The sequence below is a fragment of the Aphanizomenon sp. CS-733/32 genome, assembly GCF_028330045.1.
Taxonomy (GTDB): Bacteria; Cyanobacteriota; Cyanobacteriia; order Cyanobacteriales; family Nostocaceae; genus Dolichospermum; species Dolichospermum gracile.
In genome coordinates this window covers 1-20,123 of sequence record NZ_JAQMSE010000146.1, presented here as the reverse complement: position 1 = coordinate 20,123, position 20,123 = coordinate 1, and the positions used below count along the sequence as shown (strand labels likewise).

At 38.9% G+C, this 20,123-nt stretch carries 14 protein-coding genes and 1 pseudogene; 9 read left to right on the top strand and 6 right to left on the bottom strand.

Features of this window, described 5'->3' with window-relative positions; translation table 11 throughout:
• Positions 1-3: 3 nt before the first annotated feature.
• The 3 genes from PN471_RS11455 to PN471_RS11445 all read right to left on the bottom strand — a co-directional run bounded on the left by PN471_RS11455 (position 4) and on the right by PN471_RS11445 (position 2,225).
• Positions 4-621, bottom strand: a complete 618-nt coding sequence (locus PN471_RS11455; protein WP_271776953.1) for a TIGR04282 family arsenosugar biosynthesis glycosyltransferase — start codon at positions 619-621, stop codon at positions 4-6.
• Positions 618-1,322 (bottom strand): 16S rRNA (uracil(1498)-N(3))-methyltransferase, encoded by a 705-nt coding sequence (locus tag PN471_RS11450; RefSeq protein WP_271776952.1) that lies wholly within the window; start codon positions 1,320-1,322, stop codon positions 618-620. The genes PN471_RS11455 and PN471_RS11450 overlap by 4 nt, the downstream gene beginning before the upstream one ends.
• A 159-nt stretch (positions 1,323-1,481) precedes the next feature.
• Positions 1,482-2,225: a tetratricopeptide repeat protein gene (locus PN471_RS11445; RefSeq protein WP_271776951.1), complete on the bottom strand. Its 744-nt coding sequence runs from the start codon at positions 2,223-2,225 to the stop codon at positions 1,482-1,484.
• A 624-nt stretch (positions 2,226-2,849) separates the two neighbouring features.
• Between PN471_RS11445 and PN471_RS11440 the strand changes: the two genes are divergently transcribed.
• Positions 2,850-4,163: a pentapeptide repeat-containing protein gene (locus PN471_RS11440; protein WP_271776950.1), complete on the top strand. Its 1,314-nt coding sequence runs from the start codon at positions 2,850-2,852 to the stop codon at positions 4,161-4,163.
• A 25-nt stretch (positions 4,164-4,188) separates the two neighbouring features.
• Here the strand turns inward: PN471_RS11440 and PN471_RS11435 are convergent.
• Positions 4,189-4,365, bottom strand: a pseudogene (locus tag PN471_RS11435) (HepT-like ribonuclease domain-containing protein); the annotation flags it as partial.
• Positions 4,366-4,843: 478 nt separating this feature from the next.
• Here PN471_RS11435 and PN471_RS11430 point away from each other — a divergent pair.
• Both PN471_RS11430 and PN471_RS11425 read left to right on the top strand, forming a co-directional pair.
• Positions 4,844-6,031, top strand: a complete 1,188-nt coding sequence (locus tag PN471_RS11430; protein ID WP_271776949.1) for a C1 family peptidase — start codon at positions 4,844-4,846, stop codon at positions 6,029-6,031.
• A 237-nt stretch (positions 6,032-6,268) separates the two neighbouring features.
• Positions 6,269-6,691, top strand: a complete 423-nt coding sequence (locus tag PN471_RS11425) for a protease inhibitor I42 family protein (protein WP_271776948.1) — start codon at positions 6,269-6,271, stop codon at positions 6,689-6,691.
• A 68-nt stretch (positions 6,692-6,759) separates the two neighbouring features.
• Here the strand turns inward: PN471_RS11425 and map are convergent, their stop codons facing one another.
• Both map and PN471_RS11415 read right to left on the bottom strand, forming a co-directional pair.
• Positions 6,760-7,527 (bottom strand): type I methionyl aminopeptidase, encoded by a 768-nt coding sequence (gene map, locus PN471_RS11420; RefSeq protein ID WP_271776947.1) that lies wholly within the window; start codon positions 7,525-7,527, stop codon positions 6,760-6,762.
• Between the two features lie 11 nt (positions 7,528-7,538).
• Positions 7,539-8,537 (bottom strand): Gfo/Idh/MocA family protein, encoded by a 999-nt coding sequence (locus PN471_RS11415; protein ID WP_271776946.1) that lies wholly within the window; start codon positions 8,535-8,537, stop codon positions 7,539-7,541.
• Positions 8,538-8,892: 355 nt separating this feature from the next.
• On the opposite strand from PN471_RS11415, the gene PN471_RS11410 reads away from it, so the two are divergent.
• The 6 genes from PN471_RS11410 (at position 8,893) to PN471_RS11385 (ending at position 19,783) form a co-directional block, all read left to right on the top strand.
• Positions 8,893-9,864, top strand: a complete 972-nt coding sequence (locus PN471_RS11410; protein WP_271776945.1) for a sterol desaturase family protein — start codon at positions 8,893-8,895, stop codon at positions 9,862-9,864.
• Positions 9,865-9,893: 29 nt separating this feature from the next.
• Positions 9,894-10,688 (top strand): N-acetyltransferase, encoded by a 795-nt coding sequence (locus tag PN471_RS11405; protein ID WP_271776944.1) that lies wholly within the window; start codon positions 9,894-9,896, stop codon positions 10,686-10,688.
• 47 nt (positions 10,689-10,735) lie between these two features.
• Positions 10,736-17,113, top strand: coding sequence for a non-ribosomal peptide synthetase (locus tag PN471_RS11400; RefSeq protein WP_271776943.1), 6,378 nt, complete (start codon positions 10,736-10,738; stop codon positions 17,111-17,113).
• Between the two features lie 112 nt (positions 17,114-17,225).
• A complete protein-coding gene (locus PN471_RS11395; protein ID WP_271776941.1) occupies positions 17,226-18,635 on the top strand; it encodes an MFS transporter in 1,410 nt (469 codons plus the stop codon).
• A 255-nt stretch (positions 18,636-18,890) separates the two neighbouring features.
• Positions 18,891-19,190 (top strand): ferredoxin, encoded by a 300-nt coding sequence (locus PN471_RS11390; RefSeq protein WP_271776940.1) that lies wholly within the window; start codon positions 18,891-18,893, stop codon positions 19,188-19,190.
• Positions 19,191-19,483: 293 nt separating this feature from the next.
• The gene (locus PN471_RS11385; protein WP_271776939.1) at positions 19,484-19,783 is read left to right on the top strand and encodes a ferredoxin; all 300 of its coding nucleotides are present in this window, start codon (positions 19,484-19,486) and stop codon (positions 19,781-19,783) included.
• Positions 19,784-20,123: the final 340 nt, after the last annotated feature.

Here is a 20,123-nt window from a genome sequence, read left to right as displayed (position 1 = left end):
ACATCAGAAAGTGGTGTTAAGATCCTCTGGACGATCAATATCTGCTAAAGTTTGCAGATAGCTGATTGATAAGTTTAACTTCTGGGCAATTTCTACTGTTTTTACAAATACTTGAGCGGTTCCCCAGGAAATATTTGTGAATAATTCTGCTATTGGTTGTTGTAACCCAATTAAATAATAACCACCGTCTAGGGCAGGTCCCAGGACAAGATTAAAAACTTTTAATTGCTCGAAGGCGGTTGTTAAAATTTGCGAGTTTAGATCGGGGCAGTCTGTACCAATGATGATGACTCGTGCTGCTTTTTGATTAAACGCATTGATGAGCGATCGCTCCATTCTTGCTCCCAAATCTCCTTCGCCCTGAGATTCATATCTTAAATCATTTCCTAACCAATTTTGCATTTTTTCCAAATTACCACCTGTAAACCGCACTTCTACGGATACTCTGGTGGTCCTTTGCAGTTCTTTGACCTGAAAAATAGTCTGTTCGGTCATTTGTTTGTGCAAGTTAGCAGCACCAACTTCACCCAAAGCAGGTATTAATCGGGTTTTTGTTGTCCCTGGTTCTGGGTAGCGGGTAAAAATAATCAGGTGTTGTGTTGATGGTTTCCAAGATATCATTCAAAATTTGCTGCTATTAAAGATATGGCAACTATGGGTGCGGTGACTGCGCGAAGAATCCGACGACCCAGGGAAATCGGCTGAAATCCTGATTCTCTGGCTATTTCTAGTTCTTGATTTGTCCAACCTCCTTCTGGACCAATGGCAATAATGATCTCATTGGCGGTTTTATTGATTATCTGCTGTAAATGAGGATAATCTCCACGAGCTTCACAGATATAACGATGAGTGGCAATATTTTCTTTAATGACAGTATTAAAAGCTACTGGTTGGAGGATGGTGGGAACTACAGCCCGTTCTGACTGTTCAGCGGCTTCTGATGCTATACGCTGCCAACGTTCTAGTTTTTGGGGGCTAGGATTTAATAGGGTGCGATCGCTCAAAATAGGTGCAATACAAGTTACCCCTAACTCAGTACAACAGCGGACAATTTCATCAAATCCATTACCTTTGGGTAATGCCATCATCAAGGTAATAGCCACAGGTAATTCAGTTTTTACCTCCAGCGGTTCTAAAATCTCTCCTTGTTCCCCTTGTAACTGCGCTAACCACCATTTCCCCATACCATCCATCACAATAAATTTATCACCATCTCGCAAGCGCAATACCCGCAGCAAATAATGTTGTTGTTGAGGTGTTAATACAAGCTGGTTAGCTTGAAGTTGTTGGGGATGAATAGTGATGCGTTGAAGTTGGGGCATAGGGGAGGAGTCAGGAGGTAGGGGCGCAGGGCCTGCGCCCAGTCAGGAGTCAGGATGAAGAAAGAATTAGAGGGAAGTGAGAATAGTCTTAAATCTAGGGAAGTGATAGCATAAGCGCTGACTTGTCAGTTCGGTAAAAATTTATCCGACTACTTACTGTTATTGTAATAATGCTTGAAACCGCTGTTCGCCCCGAATTTTAGCAAAATCTGGGTCATTTTTCGCTAAATCTTGATATTTTCGGGGTACAAGTTGAATGGCTTTTCTGAGGTTGTCAATTGCTAGTTCGAGATTATTTTGCAAGGCATAATTACAAGCCTTGTTATAATATGCTTGATGCAAATTAGGCTGAATGGTAATTGCTTGATTGTAAGATGCCAAAGCTTCTTTGTAGCGTTGTAATTTAGTCAGAGCAATGCCTCGGTTAATCCAGGCTTCATATTTATTGGAGTGAATAGCGATCGCTTCATTGTATGATTTAACAGCTTCTTCATAATTTCGTAAAGCCGTTAAAGCATTACCACGATTATACCAAGCCTCATCTTGATTAGGGCGAATAGCGATCGCCTTATCATAAGATTCTACCGCTTCTGGATACTGTTGCAAAGCAATCAAAGCATTACCACGATTTACCCAAGTCTCCGCACTATCGGTTTTAATAGCTATGACCTGATTATATACACTTAAAGCCTCTCGATAACGATGGGTATCTAACAAGCCATTACCTTGTAGTAATAAATTTTCGGCTTTTTGACTATCTTGCACCTCTGTAATTAGTTGATTAACATTACTTTCCTGGACAACTTGTTGAGTATTATCTGGTGAAGAATTTGCCAAATCACTACAGCCAATTGCCAAAAAACTAATTAAACTAGAGGCAATTAATTGTCGCCAAACTACCATGTTGCACCTACAAAAATCATATAATTATCCTAAAACTCATGGAAACTTTAAAGTCGTATCGAAATCAACTAATCATTATTAATTGTTTTTTGTTTATGTAAACTCAAGATGAAGATTTGGATAAGGTTTTCATAAAGTATGAATATTATACCATATTTGCCAGAGTCACCTGAGTTCGGTGTTAGGAGTTTCTCCTTCGGAGACGCTACGCGAACGGAGTTATGATTTTTTCAACGAGATCATCAGGTTTTGAGACTCATAATTGGGGCAGTTTTCCACAAATTATCTTATGTCGAACTCAGGTAGAGTCAGATCCCCGACTGCTTAGAGAAGTCGGGGATCTTATTTATAGCTGTTGTGGCGGAGTCATTTGGTGAGTTGCCAAAAAAAAGAATCATCCCACATAAAAATTCTAAATGATTCGTGGTAAAATTACGTGCTTGTTGCTTGTGGAGACAAAAAATTTGATTTACGACCGGAGAGAATCATAATTATCCGTATTGATCTGTGATCAATTATCCAAATTGATCACAGATTGAGGATAAAGATTATATAATACTGTGAATCCAAGTGTTTTGCCAGGGATTAAATTGATAATGAGACGATGGGAGGAAACTAAAAAATATGAGTATTGAACCTGACTCATCTAACTCAGAAATAAATCAAAAAGATGAATTAGAAACTGATGGTAGTGATCAATCATTACTAACAGCAGGATTAGGAAAAAAACAAATATTTGGACAATCTGCATTCCAGGCGAACATGAGCAAAGGGGCTGGGTTTCTTGTGGAAAGTAACTCCAGTTTGCAAACTGCTATTACCCCCAGAATTTTATTATTTACCAGTTTGGCGATCGCCACAACTATGATTAGTATTGTCATTAATAACTCATTTCTGGGGATTGTGGGAACTTTAGCCACCTTGATTTTATCACTGTTAATCCTGTTCCCATGGTTGCGGGATCTCATTCAAGAATGGTTTTCACCCCAAGATAGAAATGTATTTATTGGCTTAATAGGCGTAATCGTAGCAATAATTGGTTTATTCCGATTTACTAATTTGGGCAGTGGTTTACTGCGTTGGGGGAAAAGAATTAACTGGGATGCTTCTGGGACCTTAGCAGAATGGTTTGGAGCATTGGGACAAATTGCCATTGCTATTATCGCCGTTTATGTAGCATGGCGACAATATGTAATTTCCAAAGACCTCACCATTCAACAAAACCTGCTAACTGTCCAGCAAAACATTATTACCCAACAGCAAACCATAGATTCCTACTTTCAAGGAATTTCTGACCTAGTATTAGATGAAGAAGGATTATTAGAAGATTGGCCACAAGAAAGAGCGATCGCTGAAGGACGCACCGCCGCTATATTTAGTAGTGTAGATGGCAGTGGTAAAGCCAAAATTCTGCGATTTCTCTCCCGTTCCAAATTACTCTCTCCCCTCCAGCGCGATCGCCGACTAGGAAGAGCTATTCTAGATGGTAGTGGTGGTTATGCTGAAGATCGTTTAGAAGGAGTGCGCGTCATTGATTTAGGTGTCATGTTAGCAGGTGCAGATTTAGCCGACAATGATTTGCGCTGGACAGATTTAAGTGAAGCTAACCTGATTCGTGCTAATCTGAGCAATTGCGATTTAGTTAAAGCCAACCTTGCCCGTACAATCTTATATGATGCCAATTTGAGCAGCGCCGACTTAAATGGAGTGCGCCTATTTTATGGTTTACCTGAACAGGCATCCCCCCGCAGTCGCACCGAACCACCCAACTACGAAACAGGAGAACACACCGGCGCAGTTATCGAAAATGCCGACTTCACCAACGCCCAAAGAATGTCCGAATCTACCCGTTACTATTGCTGTGCTTGGTGTGGAGAGAAAACCAGACGGACAATTCCCGGTGGTTGTGAAGGGATTCCTAATAAATTGGGAAGATAACAGGAAATTGATAATTAACCATTCTTTAAGTTTCTAAATCTTTAATTGCCTTTTCAACCTCAATTAAAAGTAAAGGTAAATCTTTAGTGATTACTTGCCAGACAATATCTAAATCAACATCAAAATACGCATGAACCATCCGATTTCTCATGCCGATGATTTGTCGCCAAGGTATTTTCAAATACTTAGATTGGCAAGATAAGGTTTGTAGTAAGGTCTTTAGACCTGAAAGTAGGGCTAAAGCCCTAACTACGAGCCAATTTCAGAATCTGTTAACTTACTTAACATAGTTCTATTTATTTTTGCCTACCTACTTAAAGCTAAAGATAGCATTCTATCATCATCTAAATCCTCTCTCTTGCGACTCTTCACAAAAGATAACGCTTCCCTTGCAGAATATTTGATGTGTTTTAGCCGAGTTAAATCATAAATTTTGTTTATTTGCCGGGATTTGTGTAGTCTGATACACTTTACCAATGTGCCAGTTGCGTGATTCCTCAGACTTCCTCTTTGACCTATCTAACAGGAAATTGACAATTCTTAATATTCAACAATATTGGAACTAAACCTATCATCTATAAGTCAACTTGAACTTGTAATACAATCAAGGTGTATAAAAACCCTTTTGAAAAATCACCCAACGACAGCTTAAATAACAAGTTTAAGGAGCATTTAACTTGATGAGAAGTTACAAATTTCTGCAAATATCTACTGCGGCTTTGTTGAGTTTAGGAATCTTCCAAAACATAGCTCTTGCTCAACCAATTAAAACCCAAATCAGAATCCCCGCATCTCAAACTGTAGATCAAAATTTATCGCCAATAAAAATCAATCCCCTTTATCTTGAGCGCGAACAAAAAGCTCCCTTAATCATTAAAAATCAACTACTGGAATTACGCCGGGATATCCAGTCAAAAAACCTCACCTTTCAAGTAGGTTACACCACAGCCTTAGATTATAAACTAGAGCAACTAGCCGCCACCCAAGCACCAGATGATTTACCAACACAGGCTAACATCCAAAACGCCGTTGCAGCACAAATCTTAAATCTTGATTCAGCCGAACGTGACAAATTTGAACGTATCAATCCCGGCGTAATCCCCGAATTACAATTAATTAAAGCTCGTGGCTGTTTTGCCGCCGCCAAATCCTTTGACTGGCGGAATTTAAATAAAGTTACCCCAGTTCGTAACCAAGGAGGTTGCGGTAGTTGTTGGGCATTTGCTACCCTGGGAGCTTACGAAGGTAACAACCTCATTCGCAATAACTCCACTGCTGATGCTTCCGAACAGCAAATTATTAACTGGGGTGGTGCAGGTAGTTGTGGTGGGGGTTGGTGGTCCAAAGCATTTGATTATCTCATTAACAATGGGACTGCAACCGAAGCCACCGTCCCCTACACCGCCACCAATAATCCCTACAATCCCAGTGTAGCTACTCCTTACCGTTCTATAGCTTGGGGATATGTTAAACCCAACGGCGGTATTCCCACGGTTGCAGAAATGAAACAGGCTATGTGTAAATATGGACCCTTAACAGTTGCAGTGCGGGTTACTCCGGCCTTCCAAGGTTATGTTAGCGGCGTATTTAACGAACAAGCACAAGGACCTATTAATCATGGTGTCACCCTTATTGGTTGGGATGATCAAAAACAAGCTTGGTTAATCAAGAATTCTTGGGGTACAGGTTGGGGTGATAATGGTTATATGTGGATTGGCTATAACAGCAATAGCATCGGTTATGGCGCAGCTTGGACTCAAGCTAGAAGCAATTTCTACAAGCTTTCTCCTGACTTGTTGAAAAAAATCACTCCTTTAAAAATCAATCCAGAATTAATTAAAGTTAATTCCAAAAACATCTCTCGATAATTGTTTTGACTTTGAGGTTGGGTAAAGTTAAACGGGCAGTTAGAAACCGCGTCCATACAGGTAAAACCCACCTGCGTTTCAAATCCTTGATTTTTTGTTAGTCCGCGCAGGCGGACTTTGTTTGTGTAGCCGTGACTTTTAGTCGCCGGGGTTTAAGTGAACACCTATCAGCACTGCTAAACCCCTAACAATATAATCAAATAATCAAGCAATTTTGACTATAGGATAAAATTATTTATGACTTTCACCAAGCGAGTTTTTTTAATTATTTCTCTGTTAACTACCTTGACTATTATTTTTCAAGTTAGTCATGCTGCTAATCCCCCTATGTCTAAATCACAAATTACTGTCAATGATACTAACAATCACAGTCAGATTATTATTCAAAAAGGTAATATGATGATTGTTGAATTGTTAACTAATCCAGGAACAGGCTATAGTTGGCAAATTATTAAAAATGATCCTGACAAACTCAAACCTTTGGGAGATTCAGTATTAAAACCGTTGGAGACAGAAGCCCCAGGAGCGGATGAAAATCAAGTTTTCCAGTTTTTAGCCCAAAAGTCGGGTTCAACAGTGCTAGAACTCCATTATTTACGTCCCTGGGAAAGAAATATTCCGCCCTTAAAAACCTATCAAATTCATATCCAAATTCGTTAACAATAAAAAGCGTTTTTTTATTCTTCCTTCCTTTTTTCTTCCTTTCTTCTTTCTCCTGACTCCTTCTATCAGTTGTCTGGTAAAGTCAGAATTTCTACGCCATCTTCGGTGACAGCAATGGTATGCTCAAATTGAGCAGACAGGAGGCGATCGCTTGTTACCGCAGTCCAACCATCTCCAAGCATTTGGGCTTCATGAGTTCCTTGATTAATCATCGGTTCAATGGTAAACACCATCCCGGCTCTCAGTTTCTTCCCTCTACCCCTAATGCCATAATGGGGAATATCCGGTGCTGTATGGAAAATATTACTAATTCCATGTCCCACAAAATCCCGCACCACAGAAAAGCCGAAAGACTCCGCGTACTCTTGAATTGCTGCCCCAATATCCCCAATTTTTGCCCCTGGTTTTACCTCTGCAATTCCCAATCGCAGACACTCTTCTGTTACCTCTACTAACTTTTGGGCTGTGGGGGAAGGATTACCCACCAGAAATGTTTTTGATGTATCACCATGATAACCCTCAACAATGGGTGTAACATCTATATTAATAATATCTCCATCCTTGAGAATTTGTTTAGCATTGGGAATACCGTGACAAATCACCTCATTCACACTTGTACAAATAGACTTAGGATAACCTTTATAACCCAAAGGAGCGCTTTTTGCTCCATGCTTTTGAGTCCATCTTTCCGCTTCATCATTTAATTGCAGAGTGCTAACTCCCGGTTTAACTAAAGGTTCTAGATGTTGTAACAACTTAGCCGCTAAACTGCCAGCACGGCGCATTTTTTCGATTTCCCGCTGGGATAAAATAACTATGGTTTCGGTTTTCATCAATTTTCTATCTACTCTTTTAAAAATATAGTTAATCCAGTTGTCGCGGCCCTGCTTGCAGCATCTGCCACCTTTAAAGTATACAAGCTTTGTTCTGGGGTGATATATAAAGGACTACCATCGCATAGATGATCTAATACCATAGTCGTATCTTTAGCAAATAAACCCCGACGAGTACCCACTTCAATCAACTTTGTGCCGGCTGCTGACACCAGCATTCCCGTATCACCATCGAGAATTATCTCCCCTTTTTCACCTTGAATTTCTAATTTGCGTTCTGATTGCCACAAAGTTTCACCTTTACCATAAATTACCTGTGCCAGTAGTCCACTTTCAAAGCATAATTGGGCTGAACATAAACAGGTTTGATAATAATCAGACTCTGTTTGCCAATATCGTTGGTGACAATTGACAGTTAAGACTTCACCAAACAAATCAATCAGACGATGTAAACGAGATAATGCCCCCATCAGGGGAAAGCCAAACATCTCATGATTATAAGTCCACTTCCGCGGCGCTGGATGCTGGGGATTTAGGGTGCTATAGCGAATATAAAACAAATCACCAATTTGGTCTGAGTATTGTTTTAAAGTTTGATGCCAACCCCCCAATAATTCAATGTGTTCGACGTGCAAAAGCTTGTTTACTTTTTTGGCTAAAGCAATCAGTTCTTCGGCTTCTTGGAAATCCACGGATAAGGGATATTCAACAATGGTGTGTTTGCCAGATTCTAAAGCTGCTTGAGTAATTCTACCATGATCTCGATTAATGGTGCTGATGACCACCAGATCCAAATCGTCTCGTTCTACTAGCTGTTGCCAAGAATCCATCGCCACAGTTGCATATTCTTGGGCTAAAACCGCTGTCCTTTCAGGATTACCAGCTATTGCTATTAAATCAGTTCGGGGATCTTGTTGCAATGCCTCAGCCCTGAGTTTAGCTGCATAGCCTGTTCCCACTAAACCCACTCTCAGACTGTTTTTGGATAAAGTTAGTTGCTTATCGTACATGAATTTATCACCAGTTTTCAATGTTTCGGTTTATAATGCCATGATTTCGGTAATTTTGGAAACAACACCATAACTATAATACAGTGTAAGAAGCCGTATAAAGCTCAGGATAAATAAGTAATTAAACGATTTTGAATTTTAATATCTGTTTTTTCCTGATTTCTAAGCTTAATTAGGGTTTGCAAATAATTATGTTCTGTTATATGTTTTACATGATATGGTACATAAGTTAAAAAATACTAAAAATAAACTTGGCATTTTATGTACAAAATGTGCGCATTTTATACTTTAAATATCAAATTCCTGGATAATTTTCGCAAGTATCTACTATATTTCTAGTTTCCCGATATCTAAGATGATGACACAAATCCAAAATCTGCGAATTTTTTATCCATTTTTAGTGCCATTTATAAGTTCGTCGGAAGTTCATTGGTTATATATACTTTCAGCTTTGTTACTAGCTTTAATTATATATAAATTAGGGTTATCTCAACAAGACAAACAGATAAATTTAAGGCAATATCTTTTTCCCAAAGAGGTTTATTTACATCCTTCAGCGATCGCTGAATACAAGTATTATTTTTTATCTGCGCTCTTAGAAATATTTGTAATATTGCCGATTATATTATCTCTACCAAATCTAGCCAATATCATTTGTCATTACTTAACGGAAATTACGTACGTAACAACACCCCTTTTAATTACTCATCCTCAATGGTATCACTATATCGCATTGAGTATTTTTGTGGCTTTAGCGGGGGATTTTGCCTATTATTGTTACCATTATTTAGCTCATAGAAATTCATTCTTTTGGGAATTTCATAAAGTCCATCATTCCGCGGATGTACTAACTCCGATGACTGTTTATCGTTCCCATCCCTTTGATTTGCTTTTAAGTATGAGCGTAGCGACGGTAATGCTGGGTTTTGCTACAGGGATCTGGGTTTATTTATTTGGCAATCAAGTTTCCCATTTATCCATTTATGGAGTTGATTGGCAGATATTTCTATTTTATTTAACTGGTGCTAACTTACGACATTCTCATATTTGGTTGAATTACCCTTATGCGGTTAGTCATGTGTTGATGAGTCCTGCCCAACATCACATTCATCATAGTGTTGAACCAAGGCATTATGATAAAAACTTTGGTTACATTTTGTCTGTTTGGGATTGGATATTTGGGACTTTATACGTACCAAGGAGCTATGAAAAACTCAGCTTTGGTTTAGCAAATGGAGAATCAAATTTATTTAATAGTGTCACCAATATGTTGTTACAGCCTTTGAGAGCAATTAGGCAGGGAATTAGCAAAAAGGTGATATCTTAGGAAAAATTAACCCGAAAAAAACACTGAACATGAATTATCTAGAATTGCCAAATTTGATCAAAGATGGCGTTTCCTATCAGTTAGTAACGGCTAAAGATACTCCTAATTTTTCAGAGTTGGCTGGGGATATTTTAAAGCAAGGATTTGCCAAATTTTTATTCTCTCCCAATCCGTCAGGAGAACAAAATATAAATGCTCTTTTATGTAAATTATATCCAGAATTTCAGTATGGTTTAGTGGAATCTAGCACTCAACGGATGGTAGCGGTAGGGTTCTCCGTTCCTTTGTCCTGGGAGGGCAATTTCCAGAATTTGCCAAATGAAGGCTGGGATTGGGCGTATGAGAAAGCTATATCCGACCATGCAGAAGGATCTAATCCGACCCTATTATGTGCCTTGAGCATTACCGTTCTCCCTGAGTATCGTGGCAAATCTCTCAGCGGAAATATGATTAAGTTGATGGGAGAAATTGCTAAGTTCCACAAGCTTGGCTGGCTGATTGTTCCCGCCCGTCCAACACTGAAAAATCTTTATCCTCTCATACCAATAAAGCATTATGTAAACTGGCAAAATGAAGCGGGTCTTCCCTTTGATCCTTGGTTACGTACTCATATTAAGCAAGGAGCTAAGATCATAAAAATTTGCGATCAAGCTATGACAATTATAGACACTATTACAAGATGGGAAACTAGGGCAGATATGCGCTTTCCAGAAACGGGAGATTATATTGTTCCCCAGGCGTTAGTGCCAATAAGAATTGACTATGCAAGTAATCAAGGAACTTACATAGAACCTAATGTGTGGTTATACTACGAGTTGTCCTAACTCCGCCAAAACAGATTTATAAAATAAAGATTTTTAGATATAACAACATGAAATATTCTCAAAATATGTGTATTCATCACCTTTTTGCAGAGCAGGTAGTAAAAACACCTGATGCAGTAGCAGTAATATTTGAAAACCAGCAATTGACCTACAGAGAATTGAATGCAAAAGCTAATCAACTGGCACATCATTTGCAAGAGATGGGGGTAGAAGCAGAGGTATTAGTGGGTCTATGCGTAGAGCGCTCTATTGAGTTAATTATAGGAATTCTCGGTATTCTCAAAGCTGGTGGAGCTTATGTTCCTTTAGACCCTGCTTATCCTCAAGAACGCCTAGCATTTATGTTAGAAGATGCCAGATTACCAATTCTTTTAACTAAAGTAGAATGGCTAGAAATTCTGCCTGTGATTAGTGCTTCAGTGTTATGTCTAGATGCAGATTGGCACGAGATTGAAAAACAAAGTCAAGTAAATCCAATTAGTGCAGTCCAATCAGAAAACCTTGCTTACCTCATATATACTTCTGGCTCTACTGGTAAGCCAAAAGGTGTACAAATGCCTCATGGTAGTATTTGTAATTATCTTCAGGCGATCGCTAAAATATTACCAGTTAATCATCAAGATATTTATCTCCATACAGCATCTTTCTCTTTTACTGCTTCAGTCAGACAATTATTTTTACCTTTATCCCAAGGTGCAACCAGTATTCTGGCTACTCGTGAACAAACAAGAACTCCTTTAAGCCTATTTGAATTAATTCAAAAACGTGGTGTTACCATTTCTGACGGTGTACCTTCTGTATGGCGTTATGGACTAATGGCTTTAGAAAGTTTAGAGCCAAAATATACAAAAGCCCTGAGTGAATCAAAATTAAGATTAATAGTATTTGGTGGCGAATTATTACCCTATCAACTAATTAAAAAGTTACGCAACCTATTTAAAACACCACCCCAATTTTTTAATATTCTTGGTCAAACAGAAAGTATTGGCCATGGTTTTTATCCCATTCCCGACGACTGCAACCCTGAAGATGGATATGTACCCGTTGGTTATCCTCTGCCAGATATTCAGCAGGTTTATGTACTCAATTCCCAACTTGAACCAGTAAAAATTGGTGAGTCTGGAGAAGTCCATATTGCAGGTTCTACCTTAGCACGAGGCTATCTGAATCGCAGCGAAGCAAATGGGGAAAAATTTATTATTAATCCTTTTAATCCTCAACAACGACTTTTTAAAACCGGAGATGTTGCCCGTTATTCAAGTAATCAAAATTTAGAAATTCTTGGTCGCATTGATTTTCAGGTAAATATTCGAGGAATGCGGGTTGAATTGGAAGAAATTGAAGCAGTAATTAAACTTCATCCCAGTATTCAAGAAGCTGTGGTTTCTGCTAGGGAAGATGTCTCTGGTGGTAAGCGGCTAGTTGCTTATATCGTAGTCAATAACCAAGATTTTAATTCGGAAGAATTACGCAATTTTCTGTCCAGTAAATTACCAGATTATATGATTCCCCATACCTTAATGGTAATGGAGAAATTGCCAGTTTTACCTAATGGAAAATTAGACCGTAACAGTTTACCCGAACCTGATCTATCAGCAATTCAAAGTAAATTTGTCCCTCCGCAAACACCCACACAGGAAATCATTGCTAAAATCTGGTCTGAAGTTTTAGGAATTGAAAAAGTTGGTATTCATGATAACTTTTTAGAATTGGGTGGACATTCCCTATTAGCAAGTTTAGTTATATCGAGATTGCGTGAAGCACTATCAATAGAAATATCAATTGCTAGTTTATTTGCTGCGCCAACAATTGCCACATTTAGTGAAAAAATTGGATCTTCTGCCCAGAATTTACTGCCAAACTTAGAACCAGTTGCTCGAAATATTGAATTACCTCTTTCATTAACCCAGCAGCGGTTTTGGTTTCTTGATCAAATGGAAGGGGCAAATTCTGCGTACAATATTGTCAGAGTCTTGAATATACAAGGATTACTTAACTTTACAGCACTTGAAGGGGCGATCGCTACAATTATTAATCGTCATGAAACCCTGCGTACCAGTTTTGGAATTGCTGATGGTAAACCCATCCAAATTATTGCTGATAAATTAGCATTTACCTTACCTGTAATAGATTTACAGGAATTAGCAGAAGATCACAAAACGACTGAAGCACAAAAATTAATTACCAATGAATATCTTCGCCCTTTTGAGTTAAATGAATCATCTCTATTAAGAGTGACACTAATCCAATTAGGAGAAAAATCCCATCAGTTATTAATAATCATGCACCACATCATTTCTGATGCCTGGTCAGTGGGGAATTTTCTCCAAGAATTATCGGTTATTTATTCAGCCTTGACAGCGGGTTTACCTTCTCCCTTACCCAAATTATCAATTCAGTATGCCGATTATGCTTATTGGCAACGACAATGGCTGGAAAATCAACCCGCGCTTGATTACTGGAAACAACAATTAGCAGATATTCCCACAGTAATTGAATTACCTACAGATCGATCACGAACAGCAATGCAAACCTTTCGCAGTGATCTCCAGAAATTTCAATTTGATTCCCAACTTACACACAAAGTTAAAAACCTCAGTCAAAAATCGGGTTCTTCCCTATTTATGACACTGCTCACAGCTTTTGTGATCTTACTTTCCCGCTACAGTGGACAAGAAGATATTGTTATTGGTTCTCCCATTAGTAATCGCAATCGCGTGGCATTAGAACCATTAATTGGCTTTTTTGTGAATACCTTAGTTTTACGAACTCGTCTCGAAGGAAATCCCACATTTATAGAATTACTCCAACAGGTGCGACAGATGGCACTTGAGGCTTATGCTCACCAAAATGTCCCCTTTGATCAACTTGTGGAAACCCTCCAACCTCAGCGCCACCTCAGTCATAGTCCCTTATTTCAAGTCATGTTTGTATTGCAAAATTCTCCGGTGTCAAAACTGGAATTAGGAGATTTGCAAGTTACCCAAATAGAATTAGCAAGAGCGACAGCGGGGGCAACTTTTGATTTAACTTTATCAATGCAGGAAAAAGATTCAGCATTAGGAACTGAATTAATAGGTGCATTTGAATATAATGCTAATTTGTTTGATGCTGATACTATTGCCAGAATGGTGGAGAGTTTTCACACCTTAGTTGAGGCAGTTGTGGCAGATCCTCAAGAGCGGATTAGGACATTACCTTTATTAACAGCATCCCAAAAGCATCAGTTATTAGTTGAATGGAATCATACGGGAACTGATTATCCCCAAAAATCCATTCATCAATTATTTGAGGAGCAGGTGGATAAAACACCCGATGCAGTAGCGGTAGTATTTGAAGATCAGCAATTAACCTACCAACAATTAAATTTACAAGCTAACAAACTAGCTCATTATTTACAGTTTTTGGGTGTAGAACCAGAAATATTAGTGGGTGTATATTTAGAACGTTCTTTGGAAATGATAGTCGGATATTTGGGCATTTTCAAAGCTGGTGGTGCTTATGTGCCACTCGATCCTAACTATCCCCCAGAACGTCTCAATTATATGGTGGCAGACTCACAAATGTCCATCATTTTGACTCATTCTTCATTACTCCCACATTTATCATCAACCCTAGAGCAATCACAAACTAAAATTATTTGTTGGGATAAAGATTTGGAAATTGAAATTGCCAGTCAGAGTTCCCATAATCCTATTAATAATTGCACCCCTGAAAATTTAGCTTATGTCATCTATACTTCTGGTTCTACAGGAAGACCTAAAGGTGTACTAATTCAACATTCAGCACTATTAAATTTAGTGTTCTGGCACTTAAATAATTTTGAAGTAAAATCATCAGATCGAGCGACACAGTTAGCCGGAACAGCTTTTGATGCTGCTGTCTGGGAATTATGGCCTTATTTAGTAGTCGGAGCGAGTATATATTTAATTAAATCAGAATTTCTGCTGTCAGCAAAAACACTTCAAGAGAAGTTGCTATCACATAATATTACTATTAGTTTTATTCCTACACCCTTAGCAGAACAATTCTGTCTTTTATCTTGGTCAGCAAATACAACTTTGCGAACTATGTTAACTGGTGGAGATAGACTTAATTTTTATCCATCAAATAAGTTACCATTTAAGTTTTTTAATAACTATGGTCCCACCGAAAATACAGTAGTTACAACTTCTAGGCAAATTTTACCAGCAGCATCCGATAGTAAATTTCCACCTATAGGTCGTCCTATTGCCAATACTCAAGTTTACATTCTTGATCCCTATCTTCAACCCCTACCTATTGGCGTTTATGGAGAAATCTACATTGGTGGACTAAGTTTAGCTAGAGGGTACTTGAATCGTCCTGACTTAACATCTGAGCGATTTATTGCTAATCCTTTTGTGGCAAATGAACGACTTTATAAAACTGGAGACTTAGGACGCTATTTACCAGACGGAAATATTGAATTTCTGGGACGCATTGATCACCAAGTCAAAATTCGAGGTTTTCGGATTGAACTAGGAGAAATCGAGACAGTATTAACACAACATCCTCAAGTTCAGCAGGTAGTAGTCATTGTTAGAGAAGATCATCCAGGTAACAAGTATTTAACAGCTTATATTGTTAGCGCCACAGAAACATTGACTAGTAGCGAATTACGTCAATTTCTGAAAGGAAATCTACCTGAATATATGATACCTGCGGCTTTTGTGATGCTCAAAGCCTTACCTTTGACTCCTAATGGTAAAGTTGACAGGCTGGTTTTACCAAAGCCAGAAATAACCAATGCAGAGCTAGAAACGGCTTTTGTTGCCCCTGGGACTGCCCTAGAAACAAAATTAGCCGAAATCTGGTGTACGGTATTACATCGGGAGCAGGTAGGCATCTATGATAACTTCTTTGAATTGGGGGGACACTCTCTCCTGATCACATCTGTAATATCTCGCATTCAAGAACATTTTTCCATCGTTCTGCCTTTGCGTTCTTTATTTACAGCCCCGACTATTGCTGAACTTAGTCAAGTAATAATTGCACATCAACTGGATGCCATAAAAGTTGATACCTTACCACCCCTTGTCCCTCAAGCACGAGACACTTGTATCCCCCTGTCTTTTGCCCAAGAGTCTATCTGGTATTTACAACAATTAGCTCCTGAAAGTTGCGCCTACAACAGCTTTTTTATTTTACGGTTCACTGGCTCTCTTTCTGCAATTGCGTTGGAGTCCAGTTTCAATGAAATCATTCGTCGTCATGAAATATTACGCACGGCTTTTACTATAGTAGAAGGTCAACCCGTACAAGTAATTAGCCCGTCTCTGACTATCCCATTAGAGATTATAGACTTACAAAACCTACCTTTAATAGAGCGAATATCTGAAGCAGAAAGACTAGCTGCGCTGCAATATAATCACCATTTTGATCTGGCTTTAGTCCCGCTCATCAAAACAAGTTTATTGCGACTAACTCCAGAAGAACATTGGTTGACAATCAATATGCACCATATCATCACAGATGGCTGGTCATTTGGTCTGTTGTTGGAGGAGTTAGGAATCCTCTATGCAGCTTTTGTGAATGGTTTACCTTCACCTCTACCCGAATTACCTGTTCATTACGCAGATTTTACCCTCTGGCAACGGCAATACTTTAATGAAAAGGTTATAGAAAAGCAATTGGCTTACTGGCTACAAAAACTAACTAATACTTCATTAGAATCTGATCAGATATCTAGCAATCAGCTACCGTTGAGTAACGAAAATACCAGCGCAGCTATTTATTCTGTGGTTCTGCCAGCAAGTATTGTAACATCAATCGAAGCTCTCTGCCGTTCTCAAAGGATCAGTATCTTTGCGATCATTCTCACTGCTCTAAATATACTTTTGTTCAAATATAGTAGTAAGAACGATATTTTAGTCGTCACAACTATTGGTAATCGGAGTGCGGTAGAAACTGAAAAAATGCTCGGTTGCTTCATCAATGATGTCATTTTGCGATCTGCGCTTCGCAGCAGCGCTTCGCTATCGCATCTTTCCTCTGAACAAACTGGACAAATTCTTTTAGAACAAGCCCAAGAAACTCTCACGGAAGCCATTAATAATAAAGAAATTGCTTGTCACACAGTCATTGAGACTATCACCAGTAAACAACGATTGAATATCTCGGCATCCCTAACTATGTTACCTCCACAAAATTGGCATAACTGGATATTAGATGTAGATTTTGTCACAATTAAGCGCGATCTCGACTTGTGGGATGGAGAAATTCCTTTAGAAATTTATGTTTCTTCACCTTCAGTAAATAATCCCACCATGGAAATTAAGGTTTTCTACAGCACGGAGTTATTTACAAATCAAACCATCGAGGTTTTGTTCGGCTATTACCAGCAAATTCTTCAGCAGCTTGTCCAAGATCCCACTAGTCAAGTTTGTGAATTTTTTGATTGGTGAACATTGCAAGAGTCCAGATCCCCGACTTCTCTAAGAAGTCGGGGATATGAGAAATAAATGTTACATTAAATCATGAGGCTTTGCCGCAAGTTCACTAATAATCACTATTGCCATGTTAGAAAACAGCCCACCAGAGTTGAAACAACAACCTAGATTTGGATCATCTTTATTGAGATGGACTGAGTATTTTTCCAGTCAATCAGGAGAGATAACTCAAAGCATGAGCGTTTTTATCTTGATCTGGTTTGGTCAAGTGTTGTCTCTGGTTGGCTCGCGGACAACGGGTTTTGCGCTCAGTATTTGGGTTTATCAACATACGAATTCCACGACTCAATTTACACTGCTGATTCTCTCCACAACCCTACCAACAATTTTGATCTCTCCGATTGCCGGCGTGATTGTCGATCGCTTTCCTCGGCGCTGGATCATGATTATTAGTGATTTCTGTGCAGGTTTATGTACCTTACTAATTGCTTGGTTATTTATCAGTAATCACTTAGAAGTTTGGAGTCTGTGTCTAATCAGTGGGATTAGTTCCACTTTCAGTGCTTTTCAGGGACTAGCCTATTCCTCGGCGACTACATTACTTGTGCCAAAAGAACAACTTGGTCGTGCCAGTTCGATGACACAGATCAGATTAGCGATCGCCGAAATTCTCTCCCCCGCATTAGCAGCAGCCTTATTAGTAACTGTACAATTATCAGGAATTGTCATCATTGATTTATCTACATTAGCCTTGGCCTTGATCTGTTTGCTGGTAGTTAAATTTCCTGAAATCTCGTCCACAGAAAATCCCGATGCCGAAACTAACTCATTTTGGCAAGAAATCACCTTTGGCTGGAAATATTTAGTGGCACGTCCTGGACTACTCGGATTAGTCATGTTCATTGCCATTATCAACTTTCTCGTTGGTAGCGCAGAAGCTCTCACTACACCCTTAGTGCTTTCCTTTGCTTCCGCTCAATCCCTAGGGACTATCTATTCTATTTCTAGTTTTGGACTATTGCTAGGCAGTGCGGTGATCAGCATTTGGGGCGGACTAGAACGCCAGATCAATACTATATTTGTATCAATGGCATTTTTGGGCATTTTATATGTATTAGCTGGGTTGAAGGCTTCCACAGTTATATTTACGATCGCCAATTTCTTGATATTTTTGATGTTTCCCATTATTAATGGGTCAATTCAAGTCATCTATCAAAAAAAAGTAGCCCCAGAAGTCCAGGGAAGGGTTTTTGCTTTTCGCAGTGCTGCTGTGCAGGGGTTTTTACCACTGGCCTACCTGACCTGTGGAGCATTAGCTGATCAATTTTTTGAACCAATCATGGCGCAAGATGGAGCTTTAGCCAATAGCATTGGCCAGATTATTGGGGTTGGTCATGGTCGCGGCATGGGTTTAATGTTTATCATCATGGGTCTGTTTTCTCTAGTTGCAACCTTAATTGCCTACTTATATCCGCGTTTACGCTGCGTAGAACATGAACTACCTGATGCAATTCCTGACCAACCAGAGATTTCATAAGACCGATATCAAAAAATGCCCCCAAGATGCACTTTGACATCTATCCCAGTCGGTATTTCATATAACAAAAACTTATTAGTAATAAGTAACTAAATTTCATTACTAATCGGGGTCAATTTTCTGTTATAACTTTTAACTTTTCCCTTAGTATCAGAATTGAAGCAAATTTAAACCAGCGGCTAATCCCATCAGAATAGCTGTAATGTTTGCGGAAACATCACTTATACTGCCGATTTCACAACAGAGGATAATTAAATGGCTAGTTACAAAGTCAGACTAATCAACGAAGCCGAAGGTTTAGACAAAACCATTGAAGTTGACGACGATGTCTATATTCTAGATGCAGCAGAAGAAGCTGGACTGGACTTACCCTACTCCTGTCGCGCTGGTGCTTGTTCAACCTGTGCTGGTAAACTCGTTAGTGGTACTGTAGACCAATCTGATCAGTCTTTCTTAGATGACGATCAAGTTGAAGCTGGATATGTATTGACTTGTGTGGCTTATCCTACTTCTGATGTCACCATCGAAACCCACAAAGAAGAAGACCTTTACTAAATTTTAGTAAAAAATTCCACTCTACAAAGGGGATTGGGAATTGGCTACTGAGTAGGACTTTTACCAATTCCCCAATTATCTAATACCTTTAATTTTAGTCCCCGGATCGTAGAACTCTAAGGTCTTGGAACTAGACCAACCTCACAAAGTTAACTTTCTGTCACCCCTTGTCACCTTTTTCTGGGGATTCAGAACTCAAGTAAATTTAAACCAGCACTTAATCTCATCAGAATAGCTGTAAAATTTGCTGAAACATCACTAATACTACCGATTTCACAAGAGAGGATAATTAAATGGCTACTTACAAAGTGACACTTATCAACGAAACAGAAGGTCTTAATGTAACCATTAACGTTGACGATGATGAGTATATTATAGATGCAGCGGAAGATCAGAAAATTGAGTTACCTTACTCCTGTCGGGCTGGTGCTTGTTCAAGCTGTGCTGGTAAAATCAAGTCCGGTACTGTTGATCAATCTGATCAATCTTTCTTAGATGATGACCAAATTGAAGCTGGATATGTATTGACTTGTGTGGCTTATCCTACTTCTGATGTCATCATCGAAACCCACAAAGAAGAAGAGCTTTACTAAGTTTTAGGAAAAAACCACTCCAAAAAGGGGATTGGGAATTGGCTACTGAGTAATACTTTTACCAATTCCCCAAATTACCTAAGTAGGTTGGTGTTGAAAATTGTCGTTATAGTAAGGCAAGAGGCAAGAGGCAATAGTAAAGAAGTTTTCAGCGATTTTAAGTTTCTTTACACAGTTTTGTTTTATTGTGTTTACCTACTTAGGGTTTGCTGAAAAAGTTATCTGTGAGGGTTAGGAGTCAGGAGTCAGGAGTCAGGAGTCAGGAGGAAGAATTAGAAAGATATAAGAATAGTCTCAAATTCCAGAAAGTGATAGGTTTTTAATGGTTTCAATGCTTATT